This window comes from Treponema sp. OMZ 840, from assembly GCF_050937815.1.
Taxonomy (GTDB): domain Bacteria; phylum Spirochaetota; class Spirochaetia; order Treponematales; family Treponemataceae; genus Treponema_C.
Genome location: NZ_JACDIJ010000011.1, coordinates 71,879 through 88,816, shown reverse-complemented (window position 1 = coordinate 88,816; position 16,938 = coordinate 71,879). Strand labels below are relative to the sequence as shown.

At 42.1% G+C, this 16,938-nt stretch carries 18 protein-coding genes; 15 read left to right on the top strand and 3 right to left on the bottom strand.

Annotated features, from left to right (window positions below; all coding sequences use genetic code 11):
- From H0R92_RS11890 to H0R92_RS11880, 3 genes are all read left to right on the top strand, one after another.
- On the top strand, window positions 1–666 hold a 666-nt coding region (locus H0R92_RS11890), incomplete at its 5' end, for a hypothetical protein (RefSeq protein WP_432965088.1).
- Between the two features lie 24 nt (window positions 667–690).
- Window positions 691–1,095, top strand: coding sequence for an acyl-CoA thioesterase (locus tag H0R92_RS11885; RefSeq protein WP_432965085.1), 405 nt, complete (start codon window positions 691–693; stop codon window positions 1,093–1,095).
- Window positions 1,096–1,122: 27 nt separating this feature from the next.
- A complete protein-coding gene (locus H0R92_RS11880; protein WP_432965082.1) occupies window positions 1,123–1,515 on the top strand; it encodes a DUF1622 domain-containing protein in 393 nt (130 codons plus the stop codon).
- Between the two features lie 54 nt (window positions 1,516–1,569).
- Here the strand turns inward: H0R92_RS11880 and H0R92_RS11875 are convergent, their stop codons facing one another.
- The gene (locus H0R92_RS11875) at window positions 1,570–2,694 is read right to left on the bottom strand and encodes a hypothetical protein (protein WP_432965079.1); all 1,125 of its coding nucleotides are present in this window, start codon (window positions 2,692–2,694) and stop codon (window positions 1,570–1,572) included.
- Window positions 2,695–2,821: 127 nt separating this feature from the next.
- Between H0R92_RS11875 and H0R92_RS11870 the strand changes: the two genes are divergently transcribed.
- From H0R92_RS11870 to H0R92_RS11860, 3 genes are all read left to right on the top strand, one after another.
- Window positions 2,822–3,961, top strand: a complete 1,140-nt coding sequence (locus tag H0R92_RS11870; RefSeq protein WP_432965076.1) for a methionine ABC transporter ATP-binding protein — start codon at window positions 2,822–2,824, stop codon at window positions 3,959–3,961.
- Complete coding sequence (locus H0R92_RS11865; protein ID WP_432965073.1) at window positions 3,958–4,620, top strand: methionine ABC transporter permease; 663 nt, start codon at window positions 3,958–3,960, stop codon at window positions 4,618–4,620. The genes H0R92_RS11870 and H0R92_RS11865 overlap by 4 nt, the downstream gene beginning before the upstream one ends.
- Window positions 4,621–4,682: 62 nt before the next feature.
- Window positions 4,683–5,483 carry a MetQ/NlpA family ABC transporter substrate-binding protein gene (locus tag H0R92_RS11860; RefSeq protein WP_432965070.1) on the top strand — a complete coding sequence of 267 codons (801 nt, stop codon included), beginning with the start codon at window positions 4,683–4,685 and terminating at the stop codon, window positions 5,481–5,483.
- A 99-nt stretch (window positions 5,484–5,582) separates the two neighbouring features.
- On the opposite strand, the gene H0R92_RS11855 is transcribed toward H0R92_RS11860, so the two are convergent.
- Entirely contained in the window at window positions 5,583–6,509 is a 927-nt protein-coding gene (locus H0R92_RS11855) for a DMT family transporter (RefSeq protein ID WP_432965067.1), read from the bottom strand.
- Between the two features lie 2 nt (window positions 6,510–6,511).
- The gene (locus H0R92_RS11850) at window positions 6,512–8,236 is read right to left on the bottom strand and encodes a cation:proton antiporter domain-containing protein (protein ID WP_432965064.1); all 1,725 of its coding nucleotides are present in this window, start codon (window positions 8,234–8,236) and stop codon (window positions 6,512–6,514) included.
- A 150-nt stretch (window positions 8,237–8,386) separates the two neighbouring features.
- Between H0R92_RS11850 and H0R92_RS11845 the strand changes: the two genes are divergently transcribed.
- The 9 genes from H0R92_RS11845 to alsK all read left to right on the top strand — a co-directional run bounded on the left by H0R92_RS11845 (window position 8,387) and on the right by alsK (window position 16,924).
- Window positions 8,387–8,608, top strand: a complete 222-nt coding sequence (locus H0R92_RS11845; RefSeq protein ID WP_432965061.1) for a DUF6110 family protein — start codon at window positions 8,387–8,389, stop codon at window positions 8,606–8,608.
- 67 nt (window positions 8,609–8,675) lie between these two features.
- Window positions 8,676–10,754 carry a heavy metal translocating P-type ATPase gene (locus tag H0R92_RS11840; RefSeq protein WP_432965058.1) on the top strand — a complete coding sequence of 693 codons (2,079 nt, stop codon included), beginning with the start codon at window positions 8,676–8,678 and terminating at the stop codon, window positions 10,752–10,754.
- Window positions 10,755–10,769: 15 nt separating this feature from the next.
- A complete protein-coding gene (locus tag H0R92_RS11835; RefSeq protein WP_432965055.1) occupies window positions 10,770–11,075 on the top strand; it encodes an HMA2 domain-containing protein in 306 nt (101 codons plus the stop codon).
- Window positions 11,076–11,202: 127 nt separating this feature from the next.
- Window positions 11,203–12,171 (top strand): D-allose transporter substrate-binding protein, encoded by a 969-nt coding sequence (alsB, locus tag H0R92_RS11830; protein WP_432965052.1) that lies wholly within the window; start codon window positions 11,203–11,205, stop codon window positions 12,169–12,171.
- A gap of 74 nt (window positions 12,172–12,245) precedes the next feature.
- Window positions 12,246–13,781 carry a sugar ABC transporter ATP-binding protein gene (locus H0R92_RS11825; RefSeq protein ID WP_432965049.1) on the top strand — a complete coding sequence of 512 codons (1,536 nt, stop codon included), beginning with the start codon at window positions 12,246–12,248 and terminating at the stop codon, window positions 13,779–13,781.
- 7 nt (window positions 13,782–13,788) lie between these two features.
- Window positions 13,789–14,760 (top strand): D-allose ABC transporter permease, encoded by a 972-nt coding sequence (alsC, locus tag H0R92_RS11820; protein ID WP_432965046.1) that lies wholly within the window; start codon window positions 13,789–13,791, stop codon window positions 14,758–14,760.
- Between the two features lie 9 nt (window positions 14,761–14,769).
- The gene (gene alsE, locus H0R92_RS11815; RefSeq protein WP_432965044.1) at window positions 14,770–15,441 is read left to right on the top strand and encodes a D-allulose 6-phosphate 3-epimerase; all 672 of its coding nucleotides are present in this window, start codon (window positions 14,770–14,772) and stop codon (window positions 15,439–15,441) included.
- Window positions 15,442–15,473: 32 nt separating this feature from the next.
- Window positions 15,474–16,025, top strand: a complete 552-nt coding sequence (locus H0R92_RS11810) for a glucose-6-phosphate isomerase family protein (RefSeq protein ID WP_432965042.1) — start codon at window positions 15,474–15,476, stop codon at window positions 16,023–16,025.
- Window positions 16,025–16,924, top strand: a complete 900-nt coding sequence (gene alsK, locus H0R92_RS11805) for an allose kinase (protein WP_432965040.1) — start codon at window positions 16,025–16,027, stop codon at window positions 16,922–16,924. The genes H0R92_RS11810 and alsK overlap by 1 nt, the downstream gene beginning before the upstream one ends.
- Window positions 16,925–16,938 lie beyond the last annotated feature (14 nt).

Below are 16,938 nucleotides of genomic sequence, written 5' to 3'. Positions count from 1 at the left end.
GATATCTTCGGCCTTGATTTTGTGCATGATGCGAAGATATTGGCTGAACTTGAAAATACACAAGAAGAAATTCGCTACGGGGAAGAACCCATTCCGCCGGATATTCCGAATGCCGCTGCCGAAGATATATTTAACGTTGAATCCGAACAAGACGACTCATCGCTTTTACAACTAAAAAAAGCGCAAGGAGAAAAACATGCGCTTATATCTGAAGATGATGATATTTTTGATGAAGAATTGAGAATCGGTGAAACTTCACCTCATAAAATCGAACCGCAACCTTCAAATGCCGATTCCGGTAATCATTTTTCCGATTTTAAAATCGGGATGCCCGATTTTTCGATACTTGACGTAACGAAAACGGACGATACAAAAGATTCCGATACGGATTCCGATACGGATAAACAGCTTCCGGTATTGCAAGCACAGGAAATTCAAACTGCGGATACGGATATTCAAGATGCGGATTTTGTCGAAACACTGCCTTTTAGTTTTACACTCGGCACGGTTCCCGTAAAACCGGATACGGTAAGTCCTGCAGAAGACAGTGTACCGATTCTTGAAAAAAACGGTTTATTTATTGTTTCCGAAGAAGCCGGTAACGATATTACCGAGCAAAACCTTGATACGGAATTTCAAAGTCTTGTTGATTCCGTTTTAAAATAAAAAGCTGAGCGAAGGAAGGAAGCTATGACTCATACGGCAGAGCTGGTTGTAAGAAGTTATGAATGCGATTCGTATAACCATGTAAACAATGCGGTATATTTAAACTATTTGGAATTTGCACGCATGGAATTTTTACATGCATGCGGTTTTGATTATAAGGCCGTATTCGATGCCGGCTATTATCTGTATGTGACCCATATCGACATTTATTATAGAGCTTCCGCCGTTCTCGACGACAAGCTTTTTATCGAAGTCAAACCCGTAAAATTAAAAAGCTTATCGGGCGAATTCCGGCAAAAGATTTACAAGGACGACGGAACCGTTTGTGTCGAGGCGTCTGTCAGTTGGGCTTGCGTTTCGTCAAAAACGGGGCGCCCCTCAAAACTGCCTGAAGCGTTTTTAGTTGAAGGCTTACGGCCGGAAAAATAAACGATACTTTGTTTAGGAGAAGTGCTGATGTCGATTTTGGAAAACAGCGGTTTTATATTGTATGTGCTTAAAAATATTGAAGTTATCATTTCGGTAATCAGCGTATTGATTGTGGTATACGGAACGCTTTCCGCCCTTGCCGCCTTACTAAAAACCGAATTGCTGCGCTTAAAATCAAAATACAGTGTACAGCGTTTGCGCGTTATCAGGGCGGACTTAGGCACTTACTTGCTTTTAGCTCTTGAAGTATTGATTGCCGCCGATATTATAAAATCGATTATAGAACCGGATTTGATTGACTTAGGGATTTTAGCGGGAATTGTTGCCATACGCACGGTACTTTCGGTTTTTTTGAACAAGGAAATTCAGGAAATCGATAAAGAGCGATCGGAAAATCCGGATATGTTTATAGGATTGTAATTGCTTTCACAAGCGCCGCCCGATTAAGGCGGCGCTTTTTTATATTTGCTCTTTTTAAAATTTAAGCTTCCATGCAATCGGAATTTCCCATGCAAATGAAGAATATCCGTTTCTCCACCATATGGGGCTTAAGTGCACGCCTGCGGAAAATACATTTGTTTTATTGATGTTCCATACAATATAGGGATTAATGTCCAACCGCGCGCCGGCTTTTATAAGATTATTAGGATCGTTTTTTATAAGGTCTGATCCGATACCCCAGCTTGCATTGATTCCGCCGAGAATTTCTTTTGTAAAACTCATATATGCGTCTACGCCGAGATAACCTGCAGGTCCCCAATCGGTATCCGTCCAAAAGGTTATTGCGCCTTCGGGTTTAATGCGGAATCCCTTAACTTCGAAATCAAGCAATGCACCGACTGTGTGTCCGCCGTCTTTTACGGTTGTAGAAGTATCGGTGAGCATATTCCAATATGCTCCGATAGTGAATCCCTTGACTGCCGTTGTCGAAACGCCTAAGTATAAATAATTTTCTCCTGCGTTAAAGGGGCCGTTATAAGCAAAACCGATACTGAACTTGTCTTTTATGTTTCCCCTAATACCGACACCTGCATTAAAATTTTTTCCGGGCCGCAGTACCGGCAAAGAAAAACCCGCTTCAAAAATATTTTCATATTTGTACCGGACAGCAAAGGCTTGTTGTGCATAATAATTTATAACTTTAAAACCCTTTTGCGGATAATCCTTATCTCCCGATATTTTGTTCGGCGAGTTTGCAAGATTAATTCCTCCGTAATAGAGCCTGTTATACGCAGTCCATTGCGGACCGGACGAGGGGCCGGGACCGACCGTCCAATTTAAATTCGTTCCCAAGCCGATATCCAAAGCTTTGATAGGTTTAATGACGACATTTACGTTTCTATCTAAAAATTCGGTTTGTATTCCGCCGGAGGAGGGTACAAGCTGCCATGTTATATCACCTGCGAAAACCAATTTGCCGACGCTTATATTTCCCGTAAAATAGTCGGTAAAGCCGAAAAATCGAACTTGCGAATTCTTTTGTACCGGCTGACCGAATGCAGCATGAACGGTATTCGAAAAGCCCGGATTTTGTGCTTGTGCGCACAACAAGCCGATCGATAAAATCACAATAACACATACCGATAGCAATTTTTTCATAACACTTCCTCCTGTGAAAGTAATAACTGAACAATTTTATCATCTTTTGATATATTTTTAAAGAGCTTAACGGTCATGTTGACTATGACGGAAAAAAATGTATACAATACGATTTTAGGAGTTTTACATGCGCATTCGTTTGCAGTCATTAAAAAAAACCTACGGAACGGACAGTGGAAATATTCATGCCGTTCGGGATGTATCTCTTTCTATCCCGTCGAACACCGTATACGGTATTATCGGCAAAAGCGGGGCGGGAAAGTCCACCCTGGTGCGTCTTATCAGCCTCCTCGAAAAACCCGACTCCGGTTCGATTTTGTACGATGATGTGCGTGTAGACAATTCCGATAAAAAAACGCTTATCGAACGGCGCCGCCGTATCGGTATGATTTTCCAAAATTTCAATTTATTCGGTTCGCGTACTGCCGGCGAAAATATCGCCTATCCTTTGGAAATTGTCGGAGTGCCTAAGCGTTCGATAAAAAATCGTACGGCGGAGCTTTTGGAATTGGTCGGTCTTGAAGGAAGGGAAAACGCGCCTATAAGCACTTTGTCCGGCGGACAAAAACAGCGTATCGCTATTGCCCGCGCTTTGGCAAACAAACCCGATATTTTATTTTGCGACGAAGCGACCAGCGCCCTCGATCCGCAGACGACGCGCTCGATATTGCTTTTAATACGCAATATTCAAAAACAAATGAATTTAACGGTGGTGATGATTACCCACCAAATGGAAGTGGTGCGCGATATTTGCAGCCATGTTGCCGTACTTGACGAAGGAAAAATCGCCGAATACGGTACGGTTACCGATATTTTCAGCCGCCCGAAAACCGCGGTTACAAAAGATTTTTTAGCAAATCTTGCCGTTTCGGCTCCGGCTTTTTCCGATACGGCGGCTTCCGTATCCGTATCGGCGGCCGAAGTACGGGATTTTTCCGGTACGGCCGAAAGTTCCGCCGGTGTACATCAGGGTTCAGGCAGTATACATCAGGACTCCGGCGGCGGCTTTGTGCGCTGGTCGAAAGAGGGGGGAAAATACATTTTACGTTTTATCGGAACGACAACCGGCGAGCCGGTATTAAGCCGTCTTTCGCGCCTTTTTGATGTGGAATTCAATATACGCGCGGGCGGTATTCAGCATTTAAGCGAGGGCGATGTCGGCACTTTGGTAACCGATATAAGCGGTGCTTCCGACGAGCTGAACAAAGCTTTACAGTGGCTTGAAAGTCAGGGCGTAATCGTCGAAATCGAAGGAGAAAATCGATGAGCAATGTACAAAACCTTATGCTGTTAGTCGGAAGAGCAACAGGACAAACCTTGATTATGGTATTCGCTTCAACTTTTTTTTCGGTTTTGCTCGGGCTTCCCGTCGGCATATTGTTGTGTACAAGCGATCCTGCAGGTATTCGCCCGCGTCCCCTTTTATACCAAGTGCTGACGCGTGCGGTAAACGTATTGCGTTCTTTCCCGTTTATTATATTGATGATTTTATTGTTTCCCCTGTCGCGGATTCTTGCCGGTACAAGTATCGGTACGGGTGCGACGATTATTCCGCTTTCTATTGCAGCTGCCCCCTTTGCGGCGCGTATTATAGAAACGGCTTTAAAGGAGGTAGACGCGGGGGTTGTGCAAGCCGCCCGCGCTATGGGTTCTACGAATTTTCAAATAATCGTAAAGGTTTTGCTTCCCGAAGCCCTGCCTTCTTTAACTGCCGGTATTACGCTTACGATAATAAACCTCATCGGTTATTCGGCAATGGCGGGCGCAATAGGCGGCGGCGGTTTGGGCGATTTGGCTATCCGCTACGGTTACCAGCGTTTTAGGCCGGACGTGATGGCGGTATCGGTTGCGGTTATTTTGGTTTTAGTGGAAATTATTCAAGCGGCAGGCTCAAAGTTAAGCGCCGCTCAAATGAAAAAAAGGTGATATTAATCACTATGATATAACGAAAGTTGACACTTTCTTCTTGACTTTTTATAGGAGTAGGTATGAAAAAGCTCACACGAACGATTTTTGCGGCAATTGCCGTATTGGCGCTTTTTGTTTCATGTACAAAGCAAAAAGATGAAAAGGTTTTAAAAGTCGGGGCAACTCCGGAACCGCATGCGGAAATGCTTAAGCTGGTGGTCGAAGATTTGGCTGCACAGGGCATTAAGCTGGAAGTAATCGAATTTACCGATTATGTTACACCGAACGAAGCTTTGGAAAGCGGGCAAATAGATGCGAATTTTTTCCAGCACTTGCCGTATATGGAATCCTTTAACAAAGAAAAAGGCTTTCACTTGGTAAATGCGGGAGGCATTCATATTGAACCGATAGCCCTGTATTCGAAAAAAATATCCGCTTTATCCGATATACCTGCCGGGGCCGTTATCGCAATTCCGAACGATCCTACAAATGAAGGTCGTGCTTTGTTGCTTCTTCAATCCGCCGGCTTAATTACATTGAATGCAAGCGCGGGTATTACGGCGACGCCGCAAGATATTGCCGAAAATGCAAAAAAACTGAAATTCCGCGAAATAGAAGCGGCTTCTCTTCCGCGTGTGTTGCCGGATGTTGACGCCGCTGTGATTAACGGAAACTACGCGATACCTGCGGGTTTACGCGCCTCTAAAGACGGCTTAGTCGTTGAAGGAGCGGATTCACCCTATGTGAATATTATTACCGTAAAAGCGGGTAACGAAAAAGACGCGCGCATTAAAGCTCTGGTTCAAGCCCTGTGCAGTGCAAAGATTGCCGACTTTATCGAAAAACGTTATCCGGACGGTGAAGTGGTTAAGGTGTTTTAATTTTCGGGATTTGTACCGAAATAACGGTTTAAAAAATCTTTCAGCTGCGGTTGTCCGAATCAGTCTTTGGACAGCCGCGCACTCTTTATGGACGGGCGTTTATCCTGAAACAAACAAACCTAAAATCGTTAAGAGGGTACCGAGTCCGGACATAAGTGTAAAGCGTTCATTTAAAAAAATTGCGGCGGCTATAACCGTAATAACCGGAATAACATAGATAAACAATGAGGTTTTTACGATGCCCAAATATTTTCCCGCGAGTGCCCATGCACTGTAGGTTAAAGCCGAAGCTCCGATTCCTAAAAATAAAAAATGTGCAATATATACGGGGTTTGAAAATCGTACCGCATTTATACCGATATCGGTTTCGATACCGGAAATAAGAGCGGGCGGAATCATTGTAATAAGGGCATAAAAAAATATACGCCGTGTGCTTTCCAGCGGCGGAAGGTTTAAATCGTTTACCTTTGTAATCAGTACCGAATAACCTGCCCAAATAATCGCCCCTGCAAAGGCTAAACAATCTCCGATCGGGTTCAGTTTGAGTTCGGTTGCACCGCTGAAGCTGATAAGAATAATACCGGTCATTGCACAGATAAAGCCGAGTATAAAGCGCAGACTGAGCGGTTTTGCTTGCGGTGAGTTTTTTAAACATAGTCGGATTGCCAGTGCCGTAAAAATGGGCGCCGTTGCAGCGATAACACTTACATTCGAGGCTTGCGTATATGAAAGTGCGATATTTTCCAAAAACTGATACAAGGTTATTGCAAAAATTCCCGCTCCGGCAAAATACAATTCCTGCCTTATGCGGGACGGCTTTCCGCTTGATGTGTCAAGTTTTAAAGGGCGCGGCGCTAAAATCCACAGGCCGGCATAGCCTGCAAAAAAACGCACAAAAAGGATTTCAATCGGATTAAAAGCTTGCAAAAGAATTTTTGTGGATATAAAGGTACAGCCCCATGTGAGAATGCTGAAGGTTAAAAATAAATATCCTACTATTGTTCGCTGCGATGTTTTATAGCGCATAATTATCCTAAACTTGCAATTTTTTTATGCAGTGCAATTACTTGCTGGCGTAAAAAATGGTCTACCGCATTTTTTTCTATAACACCCATGGTTTTGTTGTTTTCGCTGACGATAGGAACTGCGGTACAATCATTTTTTGAAAACAGTGTGTATAAATCCGTAATCGTTGTTTGAGGCGAGCATACAATATGTACGGGTTCCATAATGTCCATTGCTAAAAGGCTTTCATACCAGTCCGACATTATTAACGCATCTTTTAACCGTTCCAAAGTAATAAAACCCGTCAATGTTCCCTCCGCATCTTTTACCGCATAGTTTAAATTCGGATGCCGGCTGAATGAATTCAATATGGAGCTTAATTTCGATGTTTCAAATACGATAGCCGGTGATGAAGGCGAACAAACTTTTTGATTGTTCCATGCAACATCGGAAACGGTTACGGTTTTCATTAAATCTTCTTCGGTAATATCCAAATTGCATTCGCCGGCCTTTTCGATACCGTGTTTTACGCATACCGGCCCTATAAGCTGTACGATAAAGGTTGTCGCGGTGATGATAAGTAAAACGGTGGGGCCGACGCTGCCGGCAAAATCGTGGCCTGCGGATATTGAAAGCCCGATTGCCACTCCTGCTTGACTTAAAAGACAAAAGGGCAGATATTTACGGACAGCTTCGGGAGCCTTTGTAAGACGGGAACCGAACGTTGCACCGATTGTTTTTCCGACTGTACGTAAAAAAACGTATAATACTGCAAGAAGGGCGACAAAGGCGGTTACGTTCCATACATTGAGTTTTGCCCCGACAAGTACAAAAAACAAAACGTAAATCGGCGGCGTAAAATTTTCGACTAAGGTAAAGGTCGGCCTTGTTTTAGCGGGCGCAAAATTTACCATAAAAAAGCCCAATGCCATTGCCGCTAAAATCATGTCCAAGTGCAAAAAACCTGCAATGCCTGCGGATAAAAAAAGTGCACCCAGCGAAAACCCTAAAATACGGCCGGGGTCTGTCATAACATTCCGGATAATAAGGCTTAAAAAAAAGCCTATAAGGCTTCCGAGCAACACGGAACCTCCGATATTGTATGCCAATAATAAAAGCTGTTTACCGAAACTTGCCGTATGCGCTCCCAAAAGGCTTGCAGCTACGGAAGAAGCAAGGGCGTATAATACAAGGGCAACGGCATCATCCATTGCCACTATACCTAAAACCGTGGTTGTAAGCGGGCCGCGCGTTCTGTTTTCGCGCAGTACGTCCGTTGTCGCTGCCGGTGCGGTGGCCGAAGAAATCGCTCCTAAAATTAAGCCGAGAGAAAGCGATGCCGGCGCATTTTTTGTTACCGCAAATGACACTGCCGATATACAAACGGATACGATAATAAAGGGAACAATGGATTCAAAAAGCAAAATACCGACAAATTGTTTTCCGTATTTTTTTATAACTTGTGCTTTTAATTCTCCGCCTATCATAAAGCCGATGAGGGAAAGGGCAATACTTGAAAGCGGATCCAATGCGGTGATAACGTTTGCCGACAATATTTGAAAGCCCGATTGTCCGATTAAAATACCTATGACGATATAGCCGACCACTTGAGGAATTTTCAGTTTTTGAAACAAGCGCCCGCCTAAAGCGCCCAACAGTAAAATGAGGCCTAACAAAAGGATGAGGTTTGTGCTTTCAAGACGCGAAAAATGCATAAATGCGGGAAGAAATTCAGCAAGTTTGTTCATAATTCTTATAGTATATTCTTTTGTAAAAAAAAGTAAAGAAGAAACCAAATACGGCGGCTTTTCGGCATATTGCAGGGCATCAAAAAACATGTTATAGTAAAGTAATTTGAAAATAAGTAAATGTTGTAGTCGGATAAGCGGAGGTGTGTTATGACAAAATGGGGAGCATTTGCGGTCGGTTTAGCGGTCGGCGGTTTGACGGTTGCGGTTGCCCGTAAAGCGGGTTTTAAAAAAGTATGCGCGAAGGTTATAAGTGCGGGCTTGCAGTTAAAAGACGATGCGTCCGCCTTTGTTGAAACGGTAAAAGAAGACGCGCAGGATATTGCCGCGGAAGCGAAATTCAATAAAAAAACCAAAGCCGCCGCAAAATAACACAGAGGCATACCCCGAAGGCTTTAAAAAAGCAGCTTATTGTTTTGAGGTATGCCGCAGGTAACGTATGGATTTTTATATTGCTCACCGATTGCCGGGACGCGTGCGTTTACGGTATGACCGGAAATCTCTTGTTCCCGCGCAAGCTGCACTTGTGCAAACACTCGTGTCTTTGCAGGACGGAATCGACTCGGTAACGGTAAATCCCGTTTCCGGCAGTATTTTAATTGAATATACCGATATTACGGAAAATCAAGCAATCGCCTATGTAAAAGCTTTGGATGATTCGTATTTGGAAAATAAAGAATTGTTAGTGCACGTAGGCGTTTCGGAAGTACAGGAAAGCTTGCTGCAATCCCTGTTATTTCTTTGCATAGAGTTTTTTATAAAAAAGCTTTTTCCTCTGCCCTTGCGTAAATTCTTATCCATATTTGCGATAGCGCCGCGGATAAAAAAAGGTATCAATGCCGTTTTATCGGGTATGCCTTTTTGCGCCGCTACCCTTGATGCAACGGCCTTAGCTTTATCGTATGCTTCGGGCAATTTTAATACGGCAAATACCATCGCAATGTTTTTAAACATGGGCGATGTTTTGGAAGATTACACGCGGCGTAAATCATACGATAACCTTGCCCAATCCTTTTTAAATACGCAGGAAACGGTACAAATCGTTCAAAACGGAAACGAATCTTCGGTTTCCGTTTCAATGCTGAAAACGGGAGATACGATTGTAGTCCGTGCCAATTCGGTTATTCCTGCAGACGGAACGGTGGTGTCGGGAGAAGCTACCGTTAATCAAGCGGCGATGACCGGCGAAAGTTTGCCGGTACAAAAAAATGCGGGAGATTCGGTATTCGCTTCTACAATCGTAGAAGAAGGAGAGTTGTATATTTGCATAAAAGCGTGCGGCAGAGAAACGCGCGTCAGTAAAATAGCTTCTATGATTGACCGTATGCAGTCGCTTAAAGCCGCTTCGCAAATCCGCTCCGAGCGCACCGCGGATAAGCTTGTATTTTATAATTTTTTGCTTGCAGGCCTTACCTACGCGTTTACGCGCGATTTTGTAAAGGCGTCCTTTACGCTGCTTGTAGATTATTCGTGTGCGATGAAACTGTCCGCCCCCGTGTGCGTACTTGCCGCAATGAAAAACTGTGCACAAATGGGCATTACCGTAAAAGGCGGAAAATTTTTGGAAGATTTTGCCCGTGCCGACACCATTGTGTTCGATAAAACCGGAACTCTTACCGAGTCTTCTCCGAAGGTAAAGCGTATTGTCGCCTTCGGCGGTAAAACCGAACGGGAGGTATTGAAAATTGCCGCTTGTTTGGAAGAGCATTTTCCTCATTCTTTGGCACGTGCCGTTGTAAAAGAAGCTGCAGAGCGCGGAATCAATCATCGGGAAGAACATACGAAGGTATCGTACATCTTAGCACACGGTTTGGTATCTACGCTGAAAAAAGACGAATTGAGAATAGGCAGCGCTCATTTTATATTTGACGATGAAAAAATTCCGAAAACTCCGGAGGTTGAGCGCGTAATTTCAGAACTCGGACAATCCGGTTGTTCTCAATTATATTTGGCAATCAACAACGAACTTGCAGGTATTATCGCAATAGAGGATCCCGTGCGTGCCGAAGCAATGGATGTGATAAAAGATTTGTATGCACTCGGTGTTGCAAACATCATTATGCTTACCGGCGACGGTCCCGAAACGGCGCGTACCATTGCGCACAAAACAGGCATACTCAGCTATGAAGCTCAAGCCCTGCCCGACACAAAGGCCGATTTTATTAAAAAGCTGAAAAAACAGGGGCGTAGGGTTGTTATGATCGGTGACGGTATTAACGATTCGCCTGCGCTTTCGGCTGCCGATGTCGGTATTGCAATGGCTCAAGCTTCCGCCATTGCAAGCGAAACGGCCGATATTCTGCTGCCTGCGGACGGGCTGCATTCGCTGCCTTTTTTGCGCCTTATTGCAATGAATTTGATTGAGCGCATACAAACCAACAACGATATTATTATCGGCGTCAATTCCGCATTGATTGCCGGCGAGCTTTCGGGGCTGCTTTCATCGTCGTCCGCCGCTTTACTGCATAATGCGTCAACCGTTGCGGTCGGCATGTCGGCAATGCGCCCCCTTGTTTGAAAAAAGCGAGCGAGTATGGTTATTTCAAGTTTTTTTCCGGGCCGTATACGGCTGCGCCATGCCGTTTTAAAAGATGCTGCCGTTGCCGACGCTTTAAAATCCGCCGTCGAATCCCATGCAGCGGTTAAACATGTCGAATGCAATACTCATACGGGAAGCGCCCTTATCGAATATACGCCCGAAGAGCTTCCGCTTCAAAAGTTCGAGCTGTTAAAAAACGAAATTCTTTGTCTAAAACGCTTATGCGATTTTTATGACGAAAAAAAGAAAACACAACTTTTATCGGCTATAAAAAAACTTGCCGAAAAATTGCATGAGTAAAGGGCAAAAATACCGGCTGATTTTCGAATTCTTATACAAAATCCTTGACAGATTCAAAAACATGGTTTATTGTTAATTTGTGGAATCGATTCCACAAATTAACGGTTCATTTAAGGAGGATATTCAAATGAACAAAAAACGAATCATGTTTGTTGTGTTTGTTTTATTTTTGATCTGTTCCGTATCAATTTTATCGGCAAAGGGTACTACAGAAGAAAAAAAAGACGGCGCACCGAAGTATGCTATTATTTTAAAAACGCTCGGAAACTCTTTTTGGGCTGCAATGAAAGAGGGAATTCTGGAAGAAGCGAAAAAACAGGGGGTAGAGGTTGATGTTTTTGCCGTTCAATCTGAAAGTGATACGGAAGGACAGTTGCGCCAATTTGAAAATCTGCTCGGAAAAAAGTATGCTGCCATAGGATTTGCGCCGTTGTCGCCTATTAACCTTGTTCAACCTGCCGCCCAAGCATATAAAAAAGGGGTTAAACTGGTAAACATTGATGAACGGGTAGATATGGGACAGCTTAAAAATGCGCAAGCAAATGTATTTGCTTTTATTACAACCGATAACAAAGCGGTAGGCGCAAAGGGTGCAACGTTTATCATTGAAAAATTGGGTGCTGACGGCGGTGAAGTTGCCATTATCGAAGGCATGGCCGGAAATGCGTCGGGCGAGGACCGTAAAAACGGTGCAAAAAAAGTTTTTGAATCAAAATCGAATATAAAGCTCGTTGCAAGTCAGCCTGCCGATTGGGATAGAACAAAGGCTCTTGACGTTGCGGCGAATATGATTCAACGCTACCCGAAGTTAAAAGGTATTTATTGTGCAAACGATACTATGGCGTTAGGAGCGGTACAAGCGGTTATTAATGCCGGTAAAGCCGGCCAAATAGTAGTTGTCGGAACCGACGGAGATCCAGAAGCTTTATCTTTTATAAAACAGGGAAAATTATCTGCAACGGTCGCTCAGGATCCTGCAGAAATCGGAGCCGAATCTTTACGCCGTATGATAGCTGCTGTAAAGTCCGGTACGCAAATTGCAGTAAACGCGCAACCCGATTTTATTGCTGTCGAGTCAAAACTTATAACCGAATAATTTAATGATTTTCAAAAAGGGGTATTTAAAAAATATTTCCGTATAAAATGCCCCTTTTAAAATCGGAGAAATACATGAAAACAGTTGTACGGATGAGTAATATTACAAAAACCTTTACAGGGGTTCATGCTCTTGAAGATATTAATTGGGATCTGTGTTCCGGTGAAGTTCATGTTATTCTCGGTGAAAACGGTGCCGGTAAGTCAACCTTAATAAAGCTTTTGAGCGGTGTTTTTATTCCCGACAAAGGGTCGATTACGATTGAAAACACTGATTATGCATATCTAACGCCGGCGCTTGCAAAAAAACTCGGGATAGGTGTTATTTATCAGGAATTAAGTATTATTGATGAATTATCGCTTGCAGAAAATATATTTTTAGGTTGTTTGCCTGAGAAAAAAATCGGCTTTTTACCTGTTGTTGATAATGTAAAGATATATGAACAATCAAAAATAATTCTTGAAAAATTAGGCTTAAAGTATAATCCGAATGACAGTGCCGGCCTTTTATCCATTGCGGAAAAGCAATTGCTTGAAATAGCGCGTGTTTTTACGGCAAAAGCACGTATCATTATTATGGACGAGCCTACATCTTCGTTAACTGTTGAAGAGACAAAAAAGCTTTTCGCGATAATACAAAAACTAAAAAAGGAAAATGCGGCAATTGTATATATTTCACATAAGCTTGAAGAAATTCCCATTGTCGGAGACCGCGTAACGGTATTAAAAGACGGAAAATATATCGGTACGAAAAATGCATCCGATATAACTGTCGATGAAATGATATCGATGATGGTCGGCAGAGAATTAAATCGCAACAGACAGGTATCCGCTAAAGATTTTTCACTATATGATACCTGTTTGACCGTCAATAATCTTTCTCGGCTTGATCAAAGGGTTAAAAATATCAGTTTTACATTAAAAAAGGGAGAAATATTGGGCTTTGCAGGGCTTATAGGGTCGGGGAGAACGGAGCTAATGGAAGCTATTTTTTCGGTAGTACCGACGGATTCAAAAAGTAGTATTTTCTTAAATGGGAAAAAACTGACACATAAAAATCCTTATGGAGCTTTAAAAAGCCGCATTGCCTTTATTACAGAAAATAGAAGAGAAACAGGTTTTTTCGGCAATTTTTCAATTCAGGAAAATATTTCCGTATCATCCGAGATTCTCAATTCAAAGATGGGCGGTATGTGGGGGATGATTTCTCCAAAACTTGATAAAAAGGTTACCGAACAGGCAAAAAAACTGCTGAATATAAAATATACTTCCGCCAATCAATATATTACGGAATTGTCCGGCGGTAATCAGCAAAAATGTTTGATAGGCAAATGGCTTGCATGTAATCCCGATATTTTTATTTTTGATGAGCCTACTCGGGGAATTGATGTCGGCTCAAAATCGGAAATCTATAAAATTCTGAGAAATCTTGCAGATTCGGGTAAAGGGATTATTATGGTCTCTTCGGAATTACCGGAATTGCTTTTTATAAGTGATAGAATCATTGTTTTTAATAAAGGTGAAATTACAGCAGAAATGTCTGCCGATTCCGCTACTGAGGAAAATATTATGCGCGCAGCTACCGGTTCTTTTGTCCGGCAAAAATCATAAATCATATATGAATTATAAATTACAGGGAAAGGGTATGAAGATTTATTCATTTAGAAATTTTTGGTCAAAGTTCGGAACGCTTGCTATTTTAATCTTTCTTGTACTTTTTATCGGTATTATTTCCAACGGATATTTTTTGACTCCGGAAAATATCGTTCAAATTTTTTTACAAAGTTCGATAACTATTCTTATTGCAATAGGAGAATTTTTTGCTATCCTTTTAGCGGGAATAGATCTTTCTGTCGGGGCTGTCATGGCGTTAACGGGACTTGTGTCTGCAAAATTATTAACTGCGGGGATGCCTGTAATTGTCGCTATTGCGGCGGGATTGTTTTTAGGAATTGTACTTGGTGCTTTTAACGGGGCATTGGTTAATTCTACCGGTTTACATCCGTTTATTATAACATTGGGTACACAGGCTATTTTCAGGGGAGCTACCCTTATTATTTCAAATGCGCGTTCCGTTTTCGGCTTCCCCCCGGTTTTTATGCAAACTGTCAGCGGTGTTTTGCTGGGGATTCCGGTTCCCGTAATTATAGCCCTTGCATTTGCGGCTTTGTGCTCATGGTTCACAAAGCGGACAAAGGCCGGTCGTAATCTGTACGCTATAGGAGGTAATAAAAATGCCGCATGGTATAATGGAATTGCCGTGAAAAAACATACGCTTTTAGCTTTTATCATATCCGGTTTTGCCGCAGGTCTTGCCGGAATTGTAACTATTGCAAGATTGGGTGCCGCCGAACCGCAAGCCGGTATAGGCTTTGAAACATATGCCATTGCGTCAACGATAATCGGCGGAACCAGTTTTTTTGGAGGGATAGGCCGTGTGTGGGGTGTTGTTATAGGAGGTTTAATTATCGGAGTAATTAATAATGGCTTGAATATATTAAATGTCCCTACCTTTTATCAACAAATTGTTATGGGTTCATTGATTATTATTTCAGTGTATTTGGATCATTTTGTTTCAAAAAAGAAATAGGAGAAATGTATGTATAAATTTTCACCTTCACTCATGTGTATGGATTTAACCCGCTTTAAGGAACAAATACTTTTTTTAAATACTGTTGCCGATTATTTCCATATAGATATTATGGACGGTCATTTTGTCCCCAATATTACGCTCTCTCCTTTTTTTATTTCCGAATTAAAAAAATTGAGTGCTAAGCCTATCGATTCACATTTGATGGTACAAAATCCGCAAGAAATTATGAATGCCTGTATTAATGCCGGCAGTGATTTTATATCTTTACATCCTGAAACTATAGGTGCCAAAGCATTTCGTTTGATTGACGAACTTAAAAAACGAAATATAAAAGTCGGGCTTGTCTTTAATCCTGAAGTTTCCGTTCAACATGCCGAGTACTATCTTGAATTTGCAGATAAAATTACCGTAATGACCGTTGATCCCGGATTTGCAGGGCAACCGTTTATTGCACAAATGTTGAAAAAAATTGAAAATATCCGTGAGATACGTGAAAAAAACGGCTACGGATATGCAGTAGAGATTGACGGTTCCTGCAACCGCCGTACATTCGCCGATCTTGTAAAAGCCGGCGGCGAGATTTTTGTTGTCGGTACTTCCGGTCTATTCGGCCTTGATCCCGACATAAAAACGGCATGGGAAAAAATGCTGTTTTTATTTAATGAAGCTGTTTTATAACTTATAATCCGATTTTTAAATAAGGAGAAAATATGACTGTAGAACCTTTTTATACCTATATTGACAAGGATACAAAAAAACTCGATAAAGCAAATGCGGAGTCTGTCGTTACATTGGGAGAAATGGCGGATTCTTTTGCAGATAAAAATTCGGCTTTAGCGATGTCCGACAAAGTTGTTTATCGTGTTTTTAAACGTTCGGTGGATGAAAAAGCCGGAGAACTTTTACAGTGTACTACGGAAATCTTACCGGGGCTGTGTGCCGGTGAATTTTTTATGACGCGCGGGCACGGGCACATATGTAAAGAGTGTGCGGAAATATATTTAGGAATAAGCGGTAAGGGTCTTGTTTTAATGCAACATGATTCCGAGTTTAAATATGAAGAATTAGTACCGGGAAAAGCGGTTTATATTCCCGGCGGCTGGAATCATCGAACAGTGAATGTTTGTGTAGATGAAAGTCTTTTCTTTTACAGTGTTTGGCCTGCACAGTCGGGATATGATTACTCTGCATTGGAAAGAATCCCTTTTTTATATCGTGTATATGAAGAAGATGATGCATATTGTTTGCGGGGCACCTTATAATGTCTTTAGAATATATTCTGGGTATTGATGTCGGAGGAACGAATACTCGGATGGGTATTGTAGCTTCCGATTTATCTATATGCCGCGATTTAACAATTTCAACTGCAATTTTTGCGGATCAAGATAACACCGTCAGTAATTTTTTAAATTTAGTTGACGATTTTTTATGCCAAGGAAAAGAATCTGTTTCAGCTATGTGTTTCGGGTTCCCTTCAATAATTTCAAAAGATAAACTGGTTATCCTTCAAACGCCGAATATCTCAGGGCTTGACCGTATAGAAATGGTAAAACTTGCTGAAGAACGCTTTAATATACCCGTGTTCCTTGAAAAAGACGTAAATCTTTTACTTCGCTATGATATAGAAAAACTGGGATTAAAAGAATTGAGCCCTGTATTGGGATTTTATATAGGTACGGGATTTGGAAATTCAATTTATATACATAAGAAATTCTTTTGCGGGGCTAACGGTGCTGCCGGTGAACTGGGGCACATTCCTCTTTACATGAATAATGAATTATGTTCCTGCGGAAATACGGGTTGTGTGGAAACGATTGCTTCAGGAAAATACCTGGTAGAACAGATAAAGAAAAAATATCCGAAAACGGAAATAAAGGATTTTTTTAGATATCATAAAGATGAAACTTTTGCAAATGAATTTATAGAATTACTGTCATATCCTGCTGCGGCGGAAATGAATATTTTTGATCCCTTTGCCGTTGTCTTTGGGGGAGGTATTGTATCTATGCAGGGGTTTCCCAAAGAGAAATTAATATCTGAGGTAAAAAAAAGGCTGCGGTATCCGTATCCGCAGCAAAGTGCATCTTTCTATTTTTCGGAAGACACAAATAATGCAGGTGTTTTAGGTGCGGCATACAGTGCCTTTGATAGACTTGCGTAACGCAGCGGTGATAG